Source organism: Variovorax sp. J22R115 (assembly GCF_030317005.1).
Classification (GTDB): Bacteria; Pseudomonadota; Gammaproteobacteria; order Burkholderiales; family Burkholderiaceae_C; genus Variovorax.
Genome location: NZ_JASZYM010000011.1, coordinates 164,004 through 180,165, shown reverse-complemented (window position 1 = coordinate 180,165; position 16,162 = coordinate 164,004). Strand labels below are relative to the sequence as shown.

Here is a 16,162-nt window from a genome sequence, read left to right as displayed (position 1 = left end):
CCTTGGTGACGTTTTGATACGACTTTGAAGATTATGACGATGATTGGCGACAAGCTCCAGCAAGTTCAGGCTCGAATCGTGACCGCGTGCACAGCAGTCGGACGCGATCCTGCGAGCGTGCACTTGCTTGCGGTTTCGAAGACCTTTCCAGCCGAGGCCGTGCGCGAGGCCCACGCGGCTGGTCAGAAGGCCTTTGGCGAGAACTACGTGCAGGAAGGCGTCGCCAAGATCGAAGCCTTGGCCGATCTGCGCGGCCAGCTCGAATGGCACTGCATCGGCCCGCTGCAGAGCAACAAGACGCGTGTGGTGGCGGAACATTTCGACTGGGTGCACAGCATTGATCGACTCAAGATCGCCGAGCGCCTCGCCGAGCAGCGGCCTGCGGATCTTCCGCCCTTGCAGGTGTGCCTGCAGGTGAATGTGGACGGCGGGGCCAATAAGTCGGGTGTGGCGGTCGGGGAAGCGCTGGCCCTGGCGCGCGCTGTGGCGGCGTTGCCACGTTTGCGGCTGCGCGGGGTGATGGCGATCCCTGAACCGGCTCCGGTTTTCGCGGCGCAGCGCGCGCTGTTCCTGCTCGCCGGGGCGGTGTTCGAGCAGATTCGGGCGGCCGGGATCGAGGTCGACACGCTGTCTTTGGGAATGTCGGGCGACCTCGAAGCCGCAGTCGCCGCCGGCAGCACCATGGTTCGGATCGGCTCCGCGATCTTCGGCCAGCGCTAGCCGGGGCTGCGGCGCGAGGTACCCCGCTGGCGTCTCGCTCCGAGCCAGCCCCTCAGGTTCGTCGGGCTGCGGCTTGTTCGCGGCGCAGTTCGGCAACGGTGCGGCCACCCACGCCCCAGTTGTCGAGATCCACTTCATCGATCACCACGAAGGTGGTGGCCGGGTCTTTGTCCAGCACGCGCACCATCAGTTCCGTGGCGCCAGCGATCAACTGCTTCTTCTGGTCCTGAGTGACGCCTTCGCGCGTGATTTCAATCTTGATGTAGGGCATGTTGGGTCACTGCGGTTTGCGAATTCACCAGTGACCAGCGGCTTGGCCACCGTCGACGTGAAGGATTTCACCCGTCACGAATGAAGCCTTCTCGAGAAACAGCACGGCATCGACGATGTCCTCGATGTCGCCCATTCGGCCCAGCGGATGCAGGCCGCCAAGCATGGCGTGGTTCTCCGCCGGATGCATCGGCGTCTTGATGATGCCGGGAGAGACCGCATTCACGCGAATGCCACGCGACGCGTATTCGATGGCCAGCGACTTGGTGGCGGCGTTCAGTCCGCCTTTGGTCAGGGACGCGAGTACCGACGGCACGCCGTTGATCGGCTGCTCGGCGAGGCTCGTCGTGATCTGGACGATGTGGCCCGAGCCCTGCGCTTCCATCCGCTTCAGAGCCAGTTGGCTGATGTGGAAGAAGCTGGCCAGGTTGGTGCCGATGTTCGCCGCCCAGTCCTCGCCGGTGAACTGGGTGAAAGGCTTGGCCGTGAAGATCCCGGCGTTGTTGACCAGAGTGTCGATGCGGCCGAAGCGATCCACGCCCTCGCTGAAGATCCGGTCGGCCGTTGCGGACTCCGCGGCGTCGCCCGCGATCGCCAGGATGTCCGGATCCGCGCTGGCGCCCATCGAGCGCGAGTTGGCGACGACCCGGAAACCGGCCTTGCGGTAAGCCTTGACGAGCGCTGCACCGATGCCGCTGGAGGCGCCTGTGATGACGGCGACCTTGGAAGTGTTGGAGGTCATGGAAACAGTCCTTTGAAGTGGAGGGTTGACAGAGCTGGGCGGGCCGCTGGATCTGTTACATCGACTTTATTGATGTTTTTTCATCGCTTAAAGTAGCAAAGAAGAACATCTATGAGTACATGATGTAATGAATAGACCGAATCAGCGGACCCATGCCCCATGAACCGACAGTTCGACGATGTGATGCTGGGCAGCATCGAACTGTTCTGCCTCGCCGCCGAGCAAGGCAGCTTCACGGCCGCGGCGGCGACTGCTTCGGTGACGCCTGCGGCCGTCAGCCGTTCGATCTCGCGGCTGGAGCAGCGGCTTGGCGTGCGGCTCTTCACACGGACCACGCGCCAGATGCGTCTGACCGAAGCCGGGCGCATGTATTTCGAACAGTGCCGGCAGGCCCTGAACCAACTGGTCGAAGCCGAGCGCGAAGTCACCGGCCACCAGGTCGCGCCGTCCGGCCTGTTGCGCATCAGCGCGCCGACGACCTATGGCCACTATCGCCTTCTGCCGCTGCTGCCTGCATTCCGCGAGCGTTTTCCGGAGGTGAAGGTCGAGGTCAACGTCAGCAATCGCAACATCGACTTCGCGGAAGAGGGTTACGACCTGGCGATACGGGCGCGTGCGACGGGCGACTCGACGCTGGTCGCACGCCATCTGGAGGACTCGCCGCTGGTTGTCGTCGCTTCGCCCGACTACCTGCTGCGCCACGGAATGCCCACGACCCTCGATGACCTTCGGGTCCATGAATGCATCCAGTTCGAACTGCCCAGCAGCGGGCGCACCATTCCCTGGCTGTTCCGGCGCGACGGGCAGGACCTCGAATTGCAGACCGCCGGCGGCTATGCATGTTCGGACGACGTCACCGCCGGTGCCACCCTGGCCCGCTGCGGTGCCGGCGTGTTCCAGGCCTATCGCTTCGTGGTCGAGGAGGACTTGCGCACGGGCCGGCTGGTCGAGTTGCTGCGGGACTTCAGCGGCCGTTCGCGGCCGCACAGCCTGCTGTATCCGCACCGGCGTTTCGTGCCGTTGAGGGTCCGCGTGTTCGTCGACTATCTGCTCGGCCAGCGTTCGGCGCAGCCCTAGCCAGGCAGCGGAATCCGGGCGCTGCTCTTCACCTCTTCCATCACCGCATAGGTCCGCGTCTCGCGCACGCCCGGCAGCTGCCAAAGCACCGTGCCCGCGAAGTCGCGGTAGGCCGCCATGTCGGCCATGCGGGTCTTGAGCAGGTAGTCGAAACCGCCCGCGACCATGTGGCATTCCATGATCTCGTCGCGCACCTGCACGGCGGCCTTGAACTCGTCGAACACGTTGGGTGTGGTGCGGTCGAGCAGTACCTCCACGAACACGGTGAAGCCGCGCCCGAGCTTGTGCGGGTCCAGTCGGGCTTCGTAGCCGAGGATGAAGCCGTCGCGCGCGAGGCGCTGCACGCGCGCCAGCACGGCGGTGGGTGAGAGTGCCACCGTCTCGGCCAGCTTGAGATTGGAAATCCGGCCGTCCTCCTGAAGAACCTTCAGGATTTTCATGTCGATGCGGTCCAGATCGGAGGGGATTTGATTCATGGATAGTGAATTATCCGGTTGAGCGTCGATTTATGGTGAATAACTCGATGGCGAAAGTCGGAGCATCGATCGATTCACTACTCGACTGCTTGCCATGCGTCTGCCCACCCCCTACCGGCCCGAAGCCGACATCGTTTCGCACCGCCTCGCCTCGTTGAAAGGCGCCCTCGACTGGGCACTGGTCGTGCCCGCCGCATCCCCATGGGTGCGCGCCGTGCGCGACAGGCCGCCGCCGTTCTGGGCCATGGAAAGCCTTCTGCGCGAGTACCCGATCTCGAGCGCGGAAGGCCTGGCGCTGATGCGACTGGCCGAGGCGCTGCTGCGGGTGCCCGATGCCGAAACGGCCATCGCACTGACCGCCGACCAGCTGGGCCGCGCCGACTTCGACGGCAGCGCCGATTCGACGCTGTCGCGCCTTTCCTCTTCAGCCATCGCGCTGTCGAAGAAGTTCCTGCCGCACCTTTCCGACGGGGTGGGCCAGGCGGAGGCCGAGCCGGGCCTGATGGCGAGGCTGGGCGCCCGCACGGTCGTGGCCGCGACGCTGCGCGCGGTGCAGTTGCTGGGCCGCCAGTTCGTGCTGGGCCAGACCATCGACGAGGCCATGGGCGAGGCCCGGTCGGCGCACCGCAAGCATGCCGCGCTGCGCTTCAGCTACGACATGCTGGGCGAAGGTGCGCGAACCGACGCGGATGCGCTGCGCTACCTCGACAGCTACGTCAACGCCATCCAGTCCATCGCGTCGGGCGCCGACCGCAGCGGCACGCCCGAGCACAACGACGGCATCTCCATCAAGCTCAGCGCGCTGCATCCCCGCTATGAGGACGCCCAGCGTGAGCGCGTGATGCAGGAGCTTGTTCCGCGCGTGTGGCAGCTGTGCGTGCTGGCGGCCGACGCGAACCTCAATCTCACGATCGACGCCGAGGAGGTCGACCGGCTCGAACTGTCGCTCGACGTGTTCGAAGCCCTCGCGGCGCTGGTTGCGGCCGAGCGCCCGCAGTGGCGCGGCTTCGGCCTCGCGATGCAGGCCTACCAGACGCGGGCGCTGGAGCTGGTCGAGAACGTCACGGCGATCGCGCGCAAGTACAGGCTGCGCCTGATGTGCCGTCTGGTGAAGGGCGCCTACTGGGATGCGGAGATCAAGCGCACGCAGGAATTGGGTCTGCCGCACTATCCCGTGTTCACGCACAAGCACCATACGGATCTGAGCTATCTGGCCTGCGCCCGCGCGCTGCTGGCGGCGCCGGATGCGATCTACCCGCAGTTCGCGACCCACAACGCGGCCACCATCGCGGCCATCGTGCAGATGGCGGGGGAGGTACCGTTCGAATTGCAGCGGCTGCATGGGATGGGCGAGGGCGTCTATCGCGAAGTGATGAAGAGCACCCATGCCCCGGTGCGCATCTACGCGCCGGTCGGCCAGCACAAGGACCTGCTCGCCTATCTCGTGCGGCGCTTGCTCGAAAACGGCGCCAACTCGTCTTTCGTGAACCAGTTGGGCGACGAATCGGTGGGCATGGATGAATTGCTGGTGTCCCCGCTGTGGCTGGAGCGCGAGGCGTCCTTACCTTTGCCGCACGAGCTTTACGGACCGCCGCCTGCGCGCCGCAACAGCAACGGCGTCGACCTGACGGTCGAGTCGATGCGCGCGCCGCTGCTCGACGCCCTGGCCGCCACCACCGTGCCGGGCGTACCGGAATTCGATGCGAATCACGCGGCGGATGCCGTCGCGGCTTCCGCTGCCAGCTACCACTCCTGGACGCGCGCGCCGGTCGCGCAACGCGCCGCCGCGCTGCGCCACGCCGCCGACGCGCTCGACGCCGCCCTTCCGCGCTTCTGCGCGCTGCTGGTCAAGGAAGCCGCCAAGACCTGGGGCGACGCCGTCGCCGAAGTTCGCGAGGCGGTCGACTTCCTGCGCTACTACGCCGACGAGGCCGAGCGCATCATGCAGCCGATCGCGCTGCCCGGACCGACCGGCGAAAGCAACGAGCTGCGCCTGACCGGGCGCGGCCCCTGGGTCTGCATCAGCCCGTGGAATTTCCCGCTGGCGATCTTCCTGGGCCAGGTGGCCGCCGCACTCGCGACCGGCAACACGGTGCTGGCCAAGCCGGCCGAGCAGACGCCGGCCGTGGCGTCGGAAGCCATCAAGCTGCTCCATGCCGCGGGTGTGCCCGCCGATGCGCTGCAACTGCTGCACGGCCCGGGCGAAACCGTCGGCGCCGCGCTGGTCGCGGCGCCCGGCGTGGCGGGGGTGGTGTTTACCGGGTCTACGCAGGTCGCGAAGATCATTCACCGCGCGCTCGCCGCGAAGGACGGCCCGATCGTGCCGCTGATCGCCGAGACCGGCGGCATCAACGCCATGGTGGTCGACTCCAGCGCGCTGCCCGAGCAGGTGGTCGATGCAGTGGTGCAAAGCGCCTTCCGCTCGGCCGGCCAGCGCTGCTCGGCGCTGCGCCTGCTGTTGATCCACGAGAGCATCGCCGACGACGTGATCGAGATGATCCGCGGCGCCGCCGAGGAACTGGTCGCCGGCGACCCGGCGCAGCTCGCGACCGACGTCGGCCCGGTGATCGACCGCGAGGCCTTCGACGGCATCCAGCGCCACCTGCAGCGACTGAATGCGGAAGCCAAGGTGCTCGTGGCCCCCGTGCGGCCGGCGCAGGAGGTGCCGAACCTGGTGCCGCCACATGCCTACGAAGTGCCGTCCATCGACAGCGTGACCTCCGAGATCTTCGGCCCCGTGCTCCACATCGTCCGCTGGTCGGGCGAACCCCAGGCGGTGATCGACCGGATCAATGCGCTCGGCTTCGGACTCACGCTCGGCATCCAGACGCGCATCGACAGCCGCGCCCAGGCGATGGCCGCGCGGGCCCACGTCGGCAACATCTATGTCAACCGCAACATCATCGGCGCAGTGGTCGGCGTGCAGCCGTTCGGCGGCGAAGGGCTGAGCGGAACGGGCCCGAAAGCGGGCGGCCCGCACTACCTGCTTCGCTTCTGCGCGGAGCAGACGCTCACCATCAACACCACCGCCGCCGGCGGCAACGCAGCGCTGCTTGCCGCTAGCGCATAACTGCCAAAGCAACGCGCATAGGCATGGCGCGGCGGTCGGCGGAGGACTATCGTCGCGCCTATCCGTTCAACAACAAGGGATCGCCATGAGTTCCGTACTGTCCTACGTCCAGCCGACCGCCAACAGCCCGTGGGGCACCTACCTGTCGCAAGTCGATCGCGTCGTGCCTTACCTGGGCGGACTGGCCCGGTGGGTCGAAACGCTCAAGCGCCCCAAGCGCGCGCTGATCGTCGACGTGCCGATCGAGATGGACGACGGCTCCATCGCCCACTTCGAGGGCTACCGCGTGCAGCACAACCTCTCGCGCGGCCCGGGCAAGGGCGGTGTGCGCTTTCACCCGGACGTCACGCTCGAGGAAGTCATGGCCCTCTCGGCCTGGATGACGGTCAAGACCGCGGCGGTGAATCTGCCGTACGGCGGGGCCAAGGGCGGCATCCGCGTCGACCCCAAGAAGCTGTCGCAGAAGGAGCTCGAGAAAGTCACGCGCCGCTACACCAGCGAGATCGGCATCATCATCGGCCCGCACAGCGACATCCCGGCGCCCGACGTGAACACCAACGCCCAGATCATGGCGTGGATGATGGACACCTACTCGATGAACGTCGGCGGCACCGCCACCGGCGTTGTCACGGGCAAGCCGCTGCACCTGGGCGGCTCGCTCGGCCGGGTGAAGGCCACCGGCCGGGGCGTGTTCGTGACCGGCCGCGAGGCGGCACGTCGCCTCGGGCTCGACCTGCGCGGCGCGCGGGTCGCGGTGCAGGGCTTCGGCAACGTGGGCTCGGTGGCGGCCGAACTGTTCGCCGAGGCGGGCGCCAAGATCGTCGCGGTGCAGGACCACACCGGCACGATCTTCAACGACAAGGGGCTCGACCTCGCGACGCTGGTGCCGCTCTCCCGCACCGACGGCGTCGTCGGCTTCAAGGGCGGCGACGTGATCGACAACGAGTCTTTCTGGGACGTGGCCTGCGACATCCTCATCCCCGCCGCCCTGGAAGGGCAGGTGACCGCCGAGCGCGCCCAGAAGACCAAGGCCAAGCTGGTGCTCGAAGGCGCCAACGGCCCGACCGTGCCGACCGCCGACGATATCCTGGCCGAGCGCGGCGTGCTGGTGGTGCCGGACGTGATCTGCAACGCCGGCGGCGTGACGGTGAGCTACTTCGAGTGGGTGCAGGACTTCTCGTCCTTCTTCTGGGACGAAGACGAGATCAACGTGCGGCTCGACCGCATCATGATGAACGCGCTCAACCACATCTGGGACAAGGCCGACGAGCACAAGATCAGCCTGCGCACCGCCACCTACGCGGTGGCCTGCGAGCGCATCCTGATGGCACGCCAGGAGCGCGGCCTGTACCCATGACGCGCCCATGATCGAGGTGCCCGCCGCGGAACTGGCGCGCATCGAAGCCCTGCTGGCCGACGGGCGGCGCAAGCTGCTCGGGCTGGTGGGCGCGCCCGGTTCAGGCAAATCGACGCTCGCGCTGGCTTTGCTGCAGGCATTGCCCGGCCGCGCGCAGGTGGTGCCGATGGACGGGTTTCATCTGGCCAACGTCGAACTGCAGCGCCTGGGCCGCGCCGGCCGCAAGGGTGCGCCCGACACCTTCGACGGCGCGGGCTATGTCGCCCTGCTGCGGCGCCTGCGCGAGCAAGGCCCGGACGAGATCGTCTACGCGCCCGAGTTCCGGCGCGAGATCGAAGAGCCGATCGCCGGCGCGATCGCCGTGCTGCCCCGGACGCAACTGGTCATCACGGAAGGCAACTACCTGTTGCTCGACGATGGACCGTGGGCTGGGGCGGCGCCGCTGCTCGACGAGGTCTGGTACGTCGACGTGGAGGACTCGCTCCGCCTGGACCGGCTCGTGCGGCGCCACGAGCAGTTCGGCCGTAGCCGCGCGGACGCGCTGGCATGGGTCGAGCAGACCGACGAGCCCAACGCCCGCCGCATCGCAGCCACGCGTGGCAAGGCGCATCGTGTGGTCCGCTGGGGCGACTGAGTGGTCTAGTTGGCGGTGAAGGGAACGCGCGAGCGCCCGGCATGTCAAAAGGGGCGCCGGCCGGCCCTCTTGCGGCTAGCATTCCGAGTCTCGTCTTCCCATGCACCTCATGCGCTTTCCGATTTCTCATGCAGCCGCTGCGGCGCTGCTGTTCTCGTTTTTCGTCGCAGGTTGCAGCACGGCTCCGCGTCGCGTTTCGTACGAGCCGGAAGTGTTCGATTCCACCACCACCCACACGCGCACCTACGTCGCGACCGAGGCTCAGACCTGCGAGGCCGCCCGTCGTGCGCTGCTGAGCCAGGGCTACATGATCACCGCCGGCAATCACGAACTGGTCACCGGCCGCAAGAGCTTCCAGCCGGCCGCCGAGGTGCACGTGGAAGTGGAATTCCGCGTGGTCTGCGCGCGGGAGCGCAATGGGCCGAACGGGCCGCGCAGCACCATCGCCTTCGCCAGCGCGTTGCAGGACCGCTATGGCATCAAGAAAGTCAACAACTCCGCGACGGTGGGTGTGGGTGCGATCGGATCGCTGTCGCTGCCGTTCTCGTCCAGCGATGAAGCCCTGGTCAAGGTGGCGAGCGAAACGCTGACCGACGAGCGCTTCTACGACCGCTTCTTTGCGCTGATCGATCGCTTCCTGCCCGAGGCGGCGGAGGAGACGCCGACGGAGGCGCGGCCGGTGCTGCCGGCGCAGCCGCCCATCGAAACCCCGTTGCTTCGGGACGTGCCTCTCTCGGCGACGCGCGGCTGAGCCTGCGGGGTCAGGCCCCGGCCCGATTCTTGGCCTGGGCCAGCGCCGACTCGAGTTGCTCGACTGTGAACGGCTTCTGAAGCCAGAACGTGCCCTCCATCGGCTCGGGCGGCGGCGGCCGCCCGGTCGCGAAGATTACCTCCAGCTTGCTGCGGACGCGCAGGCTCTCCACCAGATCCATGCCCGAGAGAGCGGGCAGCCCGATGTCGGTGACCAGCACGTCGAAGGCGCCGTCCAGGAAGCGGTCCTTGGCGGTTTCCGCGCTCCCGACGCCGGCGGCCCAATGGCCGAGCAGCTGGAGCATTTCGACGGTGGCCGCGAGAGCGCCGGGATCGTCTTCCACAACCAGTACGCGAAGCCCTTTGGCGCGTCCTGCCCGTTCGTCCGCCGCTTCTTTCGCTGTGCTTGCCATCGTCGTTTTCTGTGAGAACGTCAATCTACGGACGGCAGGCCGACGGCGGAATACCCGAAGCGCGGCTTTGCTTGTAGGAGGCCTGCCCTTGGATGTGGAGCCTGGTTGTGCGATTCTGCGGGGATGATCAAGATCGGAACACTGTGCTACGTGGTCCCGAGTTGCCTGGCCAGCCCGCTCACCCGGCAGGCCGTCGGCAGGATCGTCGAGGTGGTGTCGGCGCCCTACGAGGCGCCCGACGTGACCTACCTGCCGGGCACGTACTACGACGTGGCCTTCGAGGGCTGGACTTTCTACTGCCGCAGCGATAAGTTGCGCCCCATCTCGGACCCTGGCGCGGATGTGTCCGAGACGGATTACAGCGAAACCGAGCGCGCGGCGTAGGCCGGCAGGCCCGTCAGCCCGCACAGGCGCTGCATCACGCCATAGCCCTGGGCGAGGGCGGCGGAGTAGGTCGCGAACGAGCGCTCGGCGCGGTGCAGCGATTGGTAGCGGCCGTCCTGCCGTACGTCTTCGTGGATCACCCAGTAAAACGACCCATCGGTGGGTTGTTCCACCAGCAATGCAATCTTGCGCATGCTCATTCAAGTACCCCGAAATCCAGAAAAACGAATACTTAAGACTTTAATTCCTGGGCTCGATCTCCCGGCTGGAGAAAGTTCACGCTTCGATGGGATTTGACGGGCAGATGGCCGACGCGGCGTTTCGTCTTCTGCTGTCGCCTCGGTTCCGTGCGAGGTTGTACCCCCCGAATTTTGAAAGGAAGCACCATGCTGGGAACCAGAGATGCGGTCGCGAACGTCGCGGTCAAGAATCTCGAGACGGCCAGGAAGTTCTACGAGGACACGCTGGGCCTGAAGCCGGTCCATGTCGAAGGCGACGAGGTCATCGTCTTCCAGAGCGGCAATTCGACGATGAACGTCTATCGCTCCGCCTATGCCGGCACCAACCAGGCGACCGCCGTGACATGGGCCGTGGGCGATGACATCGAAAACGTCGTGGGCGAACTCAAGGGCAAGGGCGTGCGCTTCGAGCACTACGACATGCCGGGCATGCGCCTGGAAGGGGACATCCACGTTGCGGATGGCATGAAGGTCGCCTGGTTCAAGGACCCGGACGGCAACATCCTGAACGTGATCAGCGGCTGAGTCAGCGCGCCAGGGTCGACTTGCCGAACAGGCTTTCGATCAACTCGACCGCCACCTCCGCCGTGCGGTTGCGCACGTCCAGCGCAGGATTCAGTTCGACCACGTCCAGCGAACCGAGCCTTCCGGTGTCGGCGATCATTTCCATGCAGAGCTGCATCTCGCGCCAGGTCGGCCCGCCACGCACGCCGGTGCCGACGCCGGGTGCGTAGTCGGGGTCGAGGCAATCGAGGTCGAAGCTCACATGCAGGTGCGTGTCCTCGTCGACGTCCTGCAGCGCCTCGGTCATCGTCGTGCGCATGCCGTGCTCGTCGATGTGGCGCATGTCGAACACATTGAGCCCGAGCGCGCGGATTGCCGATTTCTCGTCGGCATCGACGCTGCGGATGCCAATGAAGCGGATGGCGTCGTGTTCGAAGGCCGCGCGCTCGCCGCTCCATCCCGTCAACGCTGCCGGCCCGTGGCCGAGCAGGCAGGAGACCGGCATGCCGTGCAGATTGCCGCTGGGACTGGTCGTTTCGGTGTTGACGTCGGAGTGCGCGTCGAGCCACAGCACGCGCAGCTTCTGCCCGCGCTGGCGTGCGTGCCATGCGATGGCGCTGATGGAGCCGACGGCGATGCAGTGGTCGCCGCCCAGGAGGATGGGCAGGTGGTTTGCGCCCAGCGCGTGGTCGACCGCGTCATAGACCAGGCGGTTCCATGCGACGACCTCGTCCAAATGATGCAAGCCTTCCGCGGGCGCGATCCAGGGGGTTGCCGGGCCGGCCAGATTGCCGCGGTCGACGACGTTGAAGCCAAGTCGCGCCAGCATGCCTGCCAGGTTGGCCACGCGCAGGGCGTCGGGGCCCATGCCGGCGCCCCGGGTGCTGGCGCCGATGTCGGTCGGCGCGCCAATCAGTTGCAGAGTCATGACTCGCCCCCAGGCTTCGCGCACTTCGTGTCGCTTCGCCAGCGCCCTGCCGGGGGCAACACCAGCGGCCCGGCAGAGCCGGTTCCTCGGTATTTCTGGAACTGGGTCATGGCGCGTAGCTTAGGCGGTGGCGGTCTTGCCGGCGACCGTCTTGCGGGCCACGGTCTTTCGCGGCGCGGATTTGCGGGCGGGTGTTTTGCGCTGACTCGCAGGGGCAGCCTTGGCGGCGGGCGAGGCGGGCGTCGCCTCGGCGGCGGCTGCCGGCGCGTCGAGCGCCTTCACCCTCGCCAGCAGCGCGCGGTGTTCCTCGATCAGGTAGTCGGCAATGTCGTCCACATCAGGCACCGCGCGCCGGCAGGCGATCAGGCCGAAATCCAGCATGCCGTTGTAGCTCTGCACCGTCATGTTGAGGGCCATGCCGTGGCTCGGGATCGACACCGGGTAGTAGGTCAGCAGCTTCGCTCCCGCGAAGTAGAGCGGGACCGGCGCGCCCGGCACGTTCGAGATCACCACGTTCGCAACCGGCGGGAGGCGGTCCGCGAAGCGCGATCGGCCGTACATCGATGCCAGCCCCGACATCAGCCACGGCGCACCGAAGGAGGGAAAGTCGGTCGGTATCGCGGCCTTGATGTTGCCCATCAACGACTTGGTCGCCGCCGACGATTCGGCGATGGCCTTGATGCGCTCGATCGGATCGGCCACGTCGGTCGCCAGGGTCATGACGGTCATCGAGACCTGGTTGTTCGAGGTCGTGTCGCCCGGCTCGCGCAGCGTGACCGGGATGGCAGCCGTCAGGGGCTTCCTGGGCAGCTTGCCGTGGTCGGACAGGTACTGGCGCAACGCACCCGCGCAGAGACCCAGCACCACGTCGTTGAGGCTCGCGCCCAGCCGCTTGCCGATCTGCTTCACTTCGGCCAGCGGAATGGAGCGCACGGCGTACGCGCGCTGGTTGGTGATGGCCACGTTGAGCGGCGTCCGCGGGCCGAGCAGGTTGAGGTTCTTCGGCAGCTTCCAGAGGCTGCCGGCCTGGTTTGTCGGTTGCGGGACGACCAGGCTCTTCACCGCGCGCGCCATGTCGGGGAAGGTCTTCACCAGCTTGACGTATTGCTGCAGCGTGTTGGTGAGCGCCGCGCCTGCGAGTTCGGCCACGCCGAGCTGGTAGCGATTGCGCCGCGCGGTCTGCCGCGGCGCCTTGATCGCGCGGGGCTCTGGTGTCAGGTCCATGATCGCCTCGGCGAAGGCTGCGCCGGCCTGCCCGTCGATGCCGGCATGGTGCAGCTTGGAATACAGCGCGACGCCGCCGCCCTGCAGCCCGTCGATCACGAAGAACTCCCACAGCGGCCGGCTGCGGTCCAGCAGCGTCGAATGCAGGCGGGCCACGTACTGCTCGAGCTGCCGCATGGTGCCGGGGCGCGGCAAGGTGACGCGCCGCACGTGGTAGTCGAGATCGACATCGTCGTCGTCCACCCACACCGGGTTCGACAGCTCGAAGGGCATCAGCGCGAGCTTGCGTGTGAATACCTCGGAGAGATGCATGCGGCTCTGCACGTGCGCCTTCACGTCCTCGTAGAAGTCGCCCTTGTAGCCGGCGGGCAGCTCCAGCACGTGAAGGCCGCCGACGTGCATCGGCGTCTCGGGTGTTTCGGTGTGCAGGAAGGTCGCGTCAAGGCCGCTGAGATGTTTCATTCGGGTGTCCCTCTTGGCGTTGTCGGCAGCGTCGGGCGTGGCGCGATCGGAAATGATCCCCAATGTCCGGAGGGCCGGATAGCGGGTAAGCCCGGTGGCGCGGGCGCTGCCACGGCGCACCTGCTCGTCGTAGCATTGCCCTGGCAGGAAATTGGGGCAGTTGGACTAACTATCGAACCGTTCTAGTTTTCAAGGCCTAGGGCTTTGCGAAGAAGATGACCCCATCGCGTCGGAATGCATGACGCGAATGCCGCAGGGACCGAATCCCGGCGGTATGTGTCCATCAACTTCCAGGAAAACATCATGTCCACGCAAAACATCTCCACCGCTGTCATCCACGTCGTCGGCCAGTACAACGACGCCGGCAAGACCCTGGTCAGCGCCTACCGCACTGGTGCCCACCGCCTGCTGGGCGGCGCCGCTTCGCGCTACAGCGACTTCCTCGGCAAGCGCGAACTGCCCCTGGTGAGCGAAGACATCAAGACCCGTCTGCTCGGCGCGCAAGAAAAGGTCACCGGCTTCCTGGCCAACCGCCTCGACATCGACACCAGCCGCGTCGTCAACCTGATGGACCGCGTCGCCACCGGTGCGACCAGCGGCATCGAATCCATCGCCAATGTCGTCGCACGCGTCGAAGCGCCGATGGGCGCCTCGGTGATCGAGACGCTCAACCGCGTGCATCAGCCGATCGCCGACGTGTCGGTGAAGATCGCCGACAAGATCGCCGCCGGTGCCAAGCAGATCGAAAGCCGCGTGGCCGGCACGACGACCACCGCCGAAGTGGTCAAGACCGTCAAGGCCAAGGCCAAGACGTCCACCCGCCGCGCTGTTCGCGTGACGACGCCCAAGGCGGACTGATCGCCATGCGGCCCGCCGCACTTCTCTTGAAACGTTTTCCTGGGAGCAACGCATGGCGACTCGCCGCGATGAAACTGTCAGCGTGAAGAAGAAGTCGGCGGCCCCGGCCACCAAGGCGACGCCGGCCAAGAAGGCTGCGCCGCGCAAGCGGGCTGCGGCCAAGAAGGCACCGGCGCCCGAATCCCTCCCCGCAAACCCGGCCGTTCCTTCCGAGCAGGCCGGTGCCAAGGGCCTGCTGCGTGCGGGCCTGAAGGCTTTGGGCAATGTGCGCGACGACGTCGTCAAGCGCCAGACCAATGTGATCGAGAGCCTGCTCGGCATGGGCAAGGCGCCCAGTCTCGACACTTTCGGCATCCGCAAGTTCGAGGACGTGTTCGACCAGCGCGTCGCGACCGCACTGGAACGGCTGGGCATGCCGAGTGCACAGGAAATCCAGGAACTGCGCGAGCAGATGCGGCAGGTGCTCGAACACCTCGAGCGGGCCGAATCCGCCCGACGCAAGCGCTGAGGCCCATCGGACCGAGCCCTCACCAGCCCGTGGCCAGCTCCAACACGCGAGAACGCATCCTGCAGGCCAGCCTGGCGCTCTTCAATGCGCAGGGACTCGCGGCGGTGTCGACGCACCGCATCGCGGCGGAGCTGGAGATCAGCCCGGGCAATCTGCACTACCACTTCAAGGCCAAGCAGCTCATCGTCGACCGCCTTTTCAGGCGTTTCGAGGATCGGCTTGAATCGCTCAATGCCTCGTCGGACACTGTCCGGGCGATCGACGACCTCTGGTTGGCGCTGCACCTGCGCTTCGAGGCCATCGACGCCTACCGCTTCGTGTACCGCGACATGGCCTATCTTTCCAGTGAATATCCCGCGCTCGGCGAGCGTGCGCAGGCGCTGACCGCGCAGAACCTTCTGGCGGCGCAGGCGCTGTGCGAGACGCTGGTCGCCGCCGGCGTGATCGAGGCCACTGCAGAGGAGGCGCAGATGCTGGCGCTGCAGATGGTCTTCACGACCACCTGCTGGCTCTCCTTCGAACGTCTGGTGCCGGGGCGCGACGCGCTGCAGCAGGCCGATCCGGGGTTTGCGGCTTTCTACACGCTCACATTGATTGCACCGTATGTATCGCGCGAATCGAGGGCTTACCTCGATTACCTGCGGGGCAAATACCTCGGATAAATGGCTTGCCGTCCGACGGGTTTTTCGACATCGCGACCGCAAATTGCCAAAGAACGACAAGGAGAATTCGATGATGACTGCCGCACACGAACCGATCGCCCCGCCATCGCGGCTCCTGCTGCTGGCCGAGACGCGTGCCATCTGGGAGGCCGGCGCCGCCGTGGCCTTGTGGCCGCTGTTGCAGCTTGCGCCGCGTGGCGATGGCCATTCGGTGCTGGTGTTGCCGGGACTGGTGGCGAGCGATCTTTCGACCAAGCTGCTGCGCCGCTATCTGCAAAGCCGCGGCTACGACGCGCACGGCTGGGGCTTGGGACGCAACCTCGGGCCCCGCAAGGGCGTGGAGGATGGCATGTTGCAAAAGCTCGAGGCGTTGCATGCGAAGAGCGGTCGCAAGGTGAGCATCGTGGGATGGAGCCTCGGCGGCGTCTACGCGCGCCTTCTGGCATCGACCCGGCCGGAGCTGGTGCGCAGCGTGGTCACGCTGGGCAGTCCGTTCACCGGCAACGCGCGCTCCACGAACGCATGGCGCGTCTATGAAGGCGTGAGCGGCCAGAGCGCCGAAGACCCACGTCGCATGAAGCATGTGCGGCCGACGCCTTCCGTGCCGACAACGTCGATCTTCAGCCGCAGCGATGGCGTCGTGGCGTGGCGCTGCAGTGTGGAAGAGGCCGGGCCGCAGTCGGAAAACATCGAAGTGGTGGCGAGTCACCTGGGGCTTGGGGCGCATCCGGCAGTGCTGTATGCGCTGGCGGATCGGCTGGCTCAGGCTGAGGGGCAGTGGAAGCCCTTTGATCGAGGTACTTTTGGGCCGTTGGTTTATCCGGATCCTGCTCGGTCGCACTGAAAACGGCTTTTCGAGCGTGAGGGTGGCGTCGTCGGGCGGT

The 16,162-nt window shown here is 66.6% G+C and carries 19 protein-coding genes; 12 read left to right on the top strand and 7 right to left on the bottom strand.

Going from position 1 to position 16,162, the window contains the following annotated elements; genetic code table 11:
• The first annotated feature begins 33 nt into the window (after positions 1–33).
• Positions 34–720, top strand: a complete 687-nt coding sequence (locus QTI04_RS20455; protein WP_286601518.1) for a YggS family pyridoxal phosphate-dependent enzyme — start codon at positions 34–36, stop codon at positions 718–720.
• Between the two features lie 52 nt (positions 721–772).
• On the opposite strand, the gene QTI04_RS20450 is transcribed toward QTI04_RS20455, so the two are convergent.
• Positions 773–991 carry a 4-oxalocrotonate tautomerase family protein gene (locus QTI04_RS20450; protein ID WP_286601519.1) on the bottom strand — a complete coding sequence of 73 codons (219 nt, stop codon included), beginning with the start codon at positions 989–991 and terminating at the stop codon, positions 773–775.
• Between the two features lie 24 nt (positions 992–1,015).
• Complete coding sequence (locus QTI04_RS20445) at positions 1,016–1,732, bottom strand: SDR family NAD(P)-dependent oxidoreductase (RefSeq protein WP_286601520.1); 717 nt, start codon at positions 1,730–1,732, stop codon at positions 1,016–1,018.
• A gap of 159 nt (positions 1,733–1,891) precedes the next feature.
• On the opposite strand from QTI04_RS20445, the gene QTI04_RS20440 reads away from it, so the two are divergent.
• Complete coding sequence (locus tag QTI04_RS20440) at positions 1,892–2,809, top strand: LysR family transcriptional regulator (RefSeq protein WP_286617295.1); 918 nt, start codon at positions 1,892–1,894, stop codon at positions 2,807–2,809.
• On the opposite strand, the gene QTI04_RS20435 is transcribed toward QTI04_RS20440, so the two are convergent.
• Complete coding sequence (locus QTI04_RS20435) at positions 2,806–3,285, bottom strand: Lrp/AsnC ligand binding domain-containing protein (protein WP_286601523.1); 480 nt, start codon at positions 3,283–3,285, stop codon at positions 2,806–2,808. The two genes, QTI04_RS20440 and QTI04_RS20435, sit on opposite strands and share 4 nt — an antisense overlap.
• Before the next feature lie 94 nt (positions 3,286–3,379).
• Here QTI04_RS20435 and putA point away from each other — a divergent pair, with 94 nt between their 5' ends.
• The 4 genes from putA to QTI04_RS20415 all read left to right on the top strand — a co-directional run bounded on the left by putA (position 3,380) and on the right by QTI04_RS20415 (position 9,097).
• Positions 3,380–6,355, top strand: coding sequence for a bifunctional proline dehydrogenase/L-glutamate gamma-semialdehyde dehydrogenase PutA (putA, locus tag QTI04_RS20430; RefSeq protein ID WP_286617294.1), 2,976 nt, complete (start codon positions 3,380–3,382; stop codon positions 6,353–6,355).
• Between the two features lie 85 nt (positions 6,356–6,440).
• The gene (locus QTI04_RS20425) at positions 6,441–7,712 is read left to right on the top strand and encodes a Glu/Leu/Phe/Val dehydrogenase (RefSeq protein ID WP_286601527.1); all 1,272 of its coding nucleotides are present in this window, start codon (positions 6,441–6,443) and stop codon (positions 7,710–7,712) included.
• Between the two features lie 7 nt (positions 7,713–7,719).
• On the top strand, positions 7,720–8,346 hold the full coding sequence (locus tag QTI04_RS20420) for a nucleoside/nucleotide kinase family protein (protein WP_286601528.1): 627 nt from the start codon (positions 7,720–7,722) through the stop codon (positions 8,344–8,346).
• A 211-nt stretch (positions 8,347–8,557) separates the two neighbouring features.
• Positions 8,558–9,097 carry a DUF2242 domain-containing protein gene (locus QTI04_RS20415; protein WP_286601529.1) on the top strand — a complete coding sequence of 180 codons (540 nt, stop codon included), beginning with the start codon at positions 8,558–8,560 and terminating at the stop codon, positions 9,095–9,097.
• A 10-nt stretch (positions 9,098–9,107) separates the two neighbouring features.
• Here QTI04_RS20415 and QTI04_RS20410 read toward each other — a convergent pair whose 3' ends face one another.
• Positions 9,108–9,509: a response regulator gene (locus QTI04_RS20410; protein ID WP_286601530.1), complete on the bottom strand. Its 402-nt coding sequence runs from the start codon at positions 9,507–9,509 to the stop codon at positions 9,108–9,110.
• Positions 9,510–9,632: 123 nt separating this feature from the next.
• Here QTI04_RS20410 and QTI04_RS20405 point away from each other — a divergent pair, with 123 nt between their 5' ends.
• Positions 9,633–9,893 carry a hypothetical protein gene (locus tag QTI04_RS20405; protein ID WP_286617292.1) on the top strand — a complete coding sequence of 87 codons (261 nt, stop codon included), beginning with the start codon at positions 9,633–9,635 and terminating at the stop codon, positions 9,891–9,893.
• On the opposite strand, the gene QTI04_RS20400 is transcribed toward QTI04_RS20405, so the two are convergent.
• Complete coding sequence (locus QTI04_RS20400; RefSeq protein WP_286617291.1) at positions 9,866–10,093, bottom strand: hypothetical protein; 228 nt, start codon at positions 10,091–10,093, stop codon at positions 9,866–9,868. The genes QTI04_RS20405 and QTI04_RS20400 overlap by 28 nt on opposite strands.
• Positions 10,094–10,279: 186 nt before the next feature.
• On the opposite strand from QTI04_RS20400, the gene QTI04_RS20395 reads away from it, so the two are divergent.
• Positions 10,280–10,657 (top strand): VOC family protein, encoded by a 378-nt coding sequence (locus QTI04_RS20395; RefSeq protein WP_286601534.1) that lies wholly within the window; start codon positions 10,280–10,282, stop codon positions 10,655–10,657.
• A 1-nt stretch (position 10,658) separates the two neighbouring features.
• Here the strand turns inward: QTI04_RS20395 and rocF are convergent, their stop codons facing one another.
• A complete protein-coding gene (gene rocF / locus QTI04_RS20390) occupies positions 10,659–11,564 on the bottom strand; it encodes an arginase (protein ID WP_286601535.1) in 906 nt (301 codons plus the stop codon).
• A gap of 120 nt (positions 11,565–11,684) precedes the next feature.
• Positions 11,685–13,250, bottom strand: a complete 1,566-nt coding sequence (locus QTI04_RS20385) for a wax ester/triacylglycerol synthase family O-acyltransferase (protein ID WP_286601536.1) — start codon at positions 13,248–13,250, stop codon at positions 11,685–11,687.
• Between the two features lie 303 nt (positions 13,251–13,553).
• Between QTI04_RS20385 and QTI04_RS20380 the strand changes: the two genes are divergently transcribed.
• From QTI04_RS20380 to QTI04_RS20365, 4 genes are all read left to right on the top strand, one after another.
• Positions 13,554–14,108, top strand: a complete 555-nt coding sequence (locus QTI04_RS20380) for a hypothetical protein (RefSeq protein ID WP_286601537.1) — start codon at positions 13,554–13,556, stop codon at positions 14,106–14,108.
• Between the two features lie 52 nt (positions 14,109–14,160).
• A complete protein-coding gene (locus QTI04_RS20375; protein WP_286601538.1) occupies positions 14,161–14,616 on the top strand; it encodes a phasin family protein in 456 nt (151 codons plus the stop codon).
• A gap of 29 nt (positions 14,617–14,645) precedes the next feature.
• Positions 14,646–15,278 carry a TetR/AcrR family transcriptional regulator gene (locus tag QTI04_RS20370; protein WP_286617289.1) on the top strand — a complete coding sequence of 211 codons (633 nt, stop codon included), beginning with the start codon at positions 14,646–14,648 and terminating at the stop codon, positions 15,276–15,278.
• A gap of 70 nt (positions 15,279–15,348) precedes the next feature.
• Positions 15,349–16,122, top strand: coding sequence for a triacylglycerol lipase (locus tag QTI04_RS20365; protein ID WP_286601540.1), 774 nt, complete (start codon positions 15,349–15,351; stop codon positions 16,120–16,122).
• Positions 16,123–16,162: the final 40 nt, after the last annotated feature.

What these genes read in the sequence shown, in the direction of transcription:
- QTI04_RS20455 (WP_286601518.1), top strand. Translation starts at nt 34, where the DNA reads ATGACGATGATTGGCGACAAGCTCCAGCAAGTTCAGGCTCGAATCGTG.
- QTI04_RS20450 (WP_286601519.1), bottom strand. Translation starts at nt 991, where the DNA reads ATGCCCTACATCAAGATTGAAATCACGCGCGAAGGCGTCACTCAGGAC.
- QTI04_RS20445 (WP_286601520.1), bottom strand. Translation starts at nt 1,732, where the DNA reads ATGACCTCCAACACTTCCAAGGTCGCCGTCATCACAGGCGCCTCCAGC.
- QTI04_RS20440 (WP_286617295.1), top strand. Translation starts at nt 1,892, where the DNA reads ATGAACCGACAGTTCGACGATGTGATGCTGGGCAGCATCGAACTGTTC.
- QTI04_RS20435 (WP_286601523.1), bottom strand. Translation starts at nt 3,285, where the DNA reads ATGAATCAAATCCCCTCCGATCTGGACCGCATCGACATGAAAATCCTG.
- putA (WP_286617294.1), top strand. Translation starts at nt 3,380, where the DNA reads ATGCGTCTGCCCACCCCCTACCGGCCCGAAGCCGACATCGTTTCGCAC.
- QTI04_RS20425 (WP_286601527.1), top strand. Translation starts at nt 6,441, where the DNA reads ATGAGTTCCGTACTGTCCTACGTCCAGCCGACCGCCAACAGCCCGTGG.
- QTI04_RS20420 (WP_286601528.1), top strand. Translation starts at nt 7,720, where the DNA reads ATGATCGAGGTGCCCGCCGCGGAACTGGCGCGCATCGAAGCCCTGCTG.
- QTI04_RS20410 (WP_286601530.1), bottom strand. Translation starts at nt 9,509, where the DNA reads ATGGCAAGCACAGCGAAAGAAGCGGCGGACGAACGGGCAGGACGCGCC.
- QTI04_RS20405 (WP_286617292.1), top strand. Translation starts at nt 9,633, where the DNA reads ATGATCAAGATCGGAACACTGTGCTACGTGGTCCCGAGTTGCCTGGCC.
- QTI04_RS20400 (WP_286617291.1), bottom strand. Translation starts at nt 10,093, where the DNA reads ATGAGCATGCGCAAGATTGCATTGCTGGTGGAACAACCCACCGATGGG.
- QTI04_RS20395 (WP_286601534.1), top strand. Translation starts at nt 10,280, where the DNA reads ATGCTGGGAACCAGAGATGCGGTCGCGAACGTCGCGGTCAAGAATCTC.
- rocF (WP_286601535.1), bottom strand. Translation starts at nt 11,564, where the DNA reads ATGACTCTGCAACTGATTGGCGCGCCGACCGACATCGGCGCCAGCACC.
- QTI04_RS20385 (WP_286601536.1), bottom strand. Translation starts at nt 13,250, where the DNA reads ATGAAACATCTCAGCGGCCTTGACGCGACCTTCCTGCACACCGAAACA.
- QTI04_RS20380 (WP_286601537.1), top strand. Translation starts at nt 13,554, where the DNA reads ATGTCCACGCAAAACATCTCCACCGCTGTCATCCACGTCGTCGGCCAG.
- QTI04_RS20375 (WP_286601538.1), top strand. Translation starts at nt 14,161, where the DNA reads ATGGCGACTCGCCGCGATGAAACTGTCAGCGTGAAGAAGAAGTCGGCG.
- QTI04_RS20365 (WP_286601540.1), top strand. Translation starts at nt 15,349, where the DNA reads ATGATGACTGCCGCACACGAACCGATCGCCCCGCCATCGCGGCTCCTG.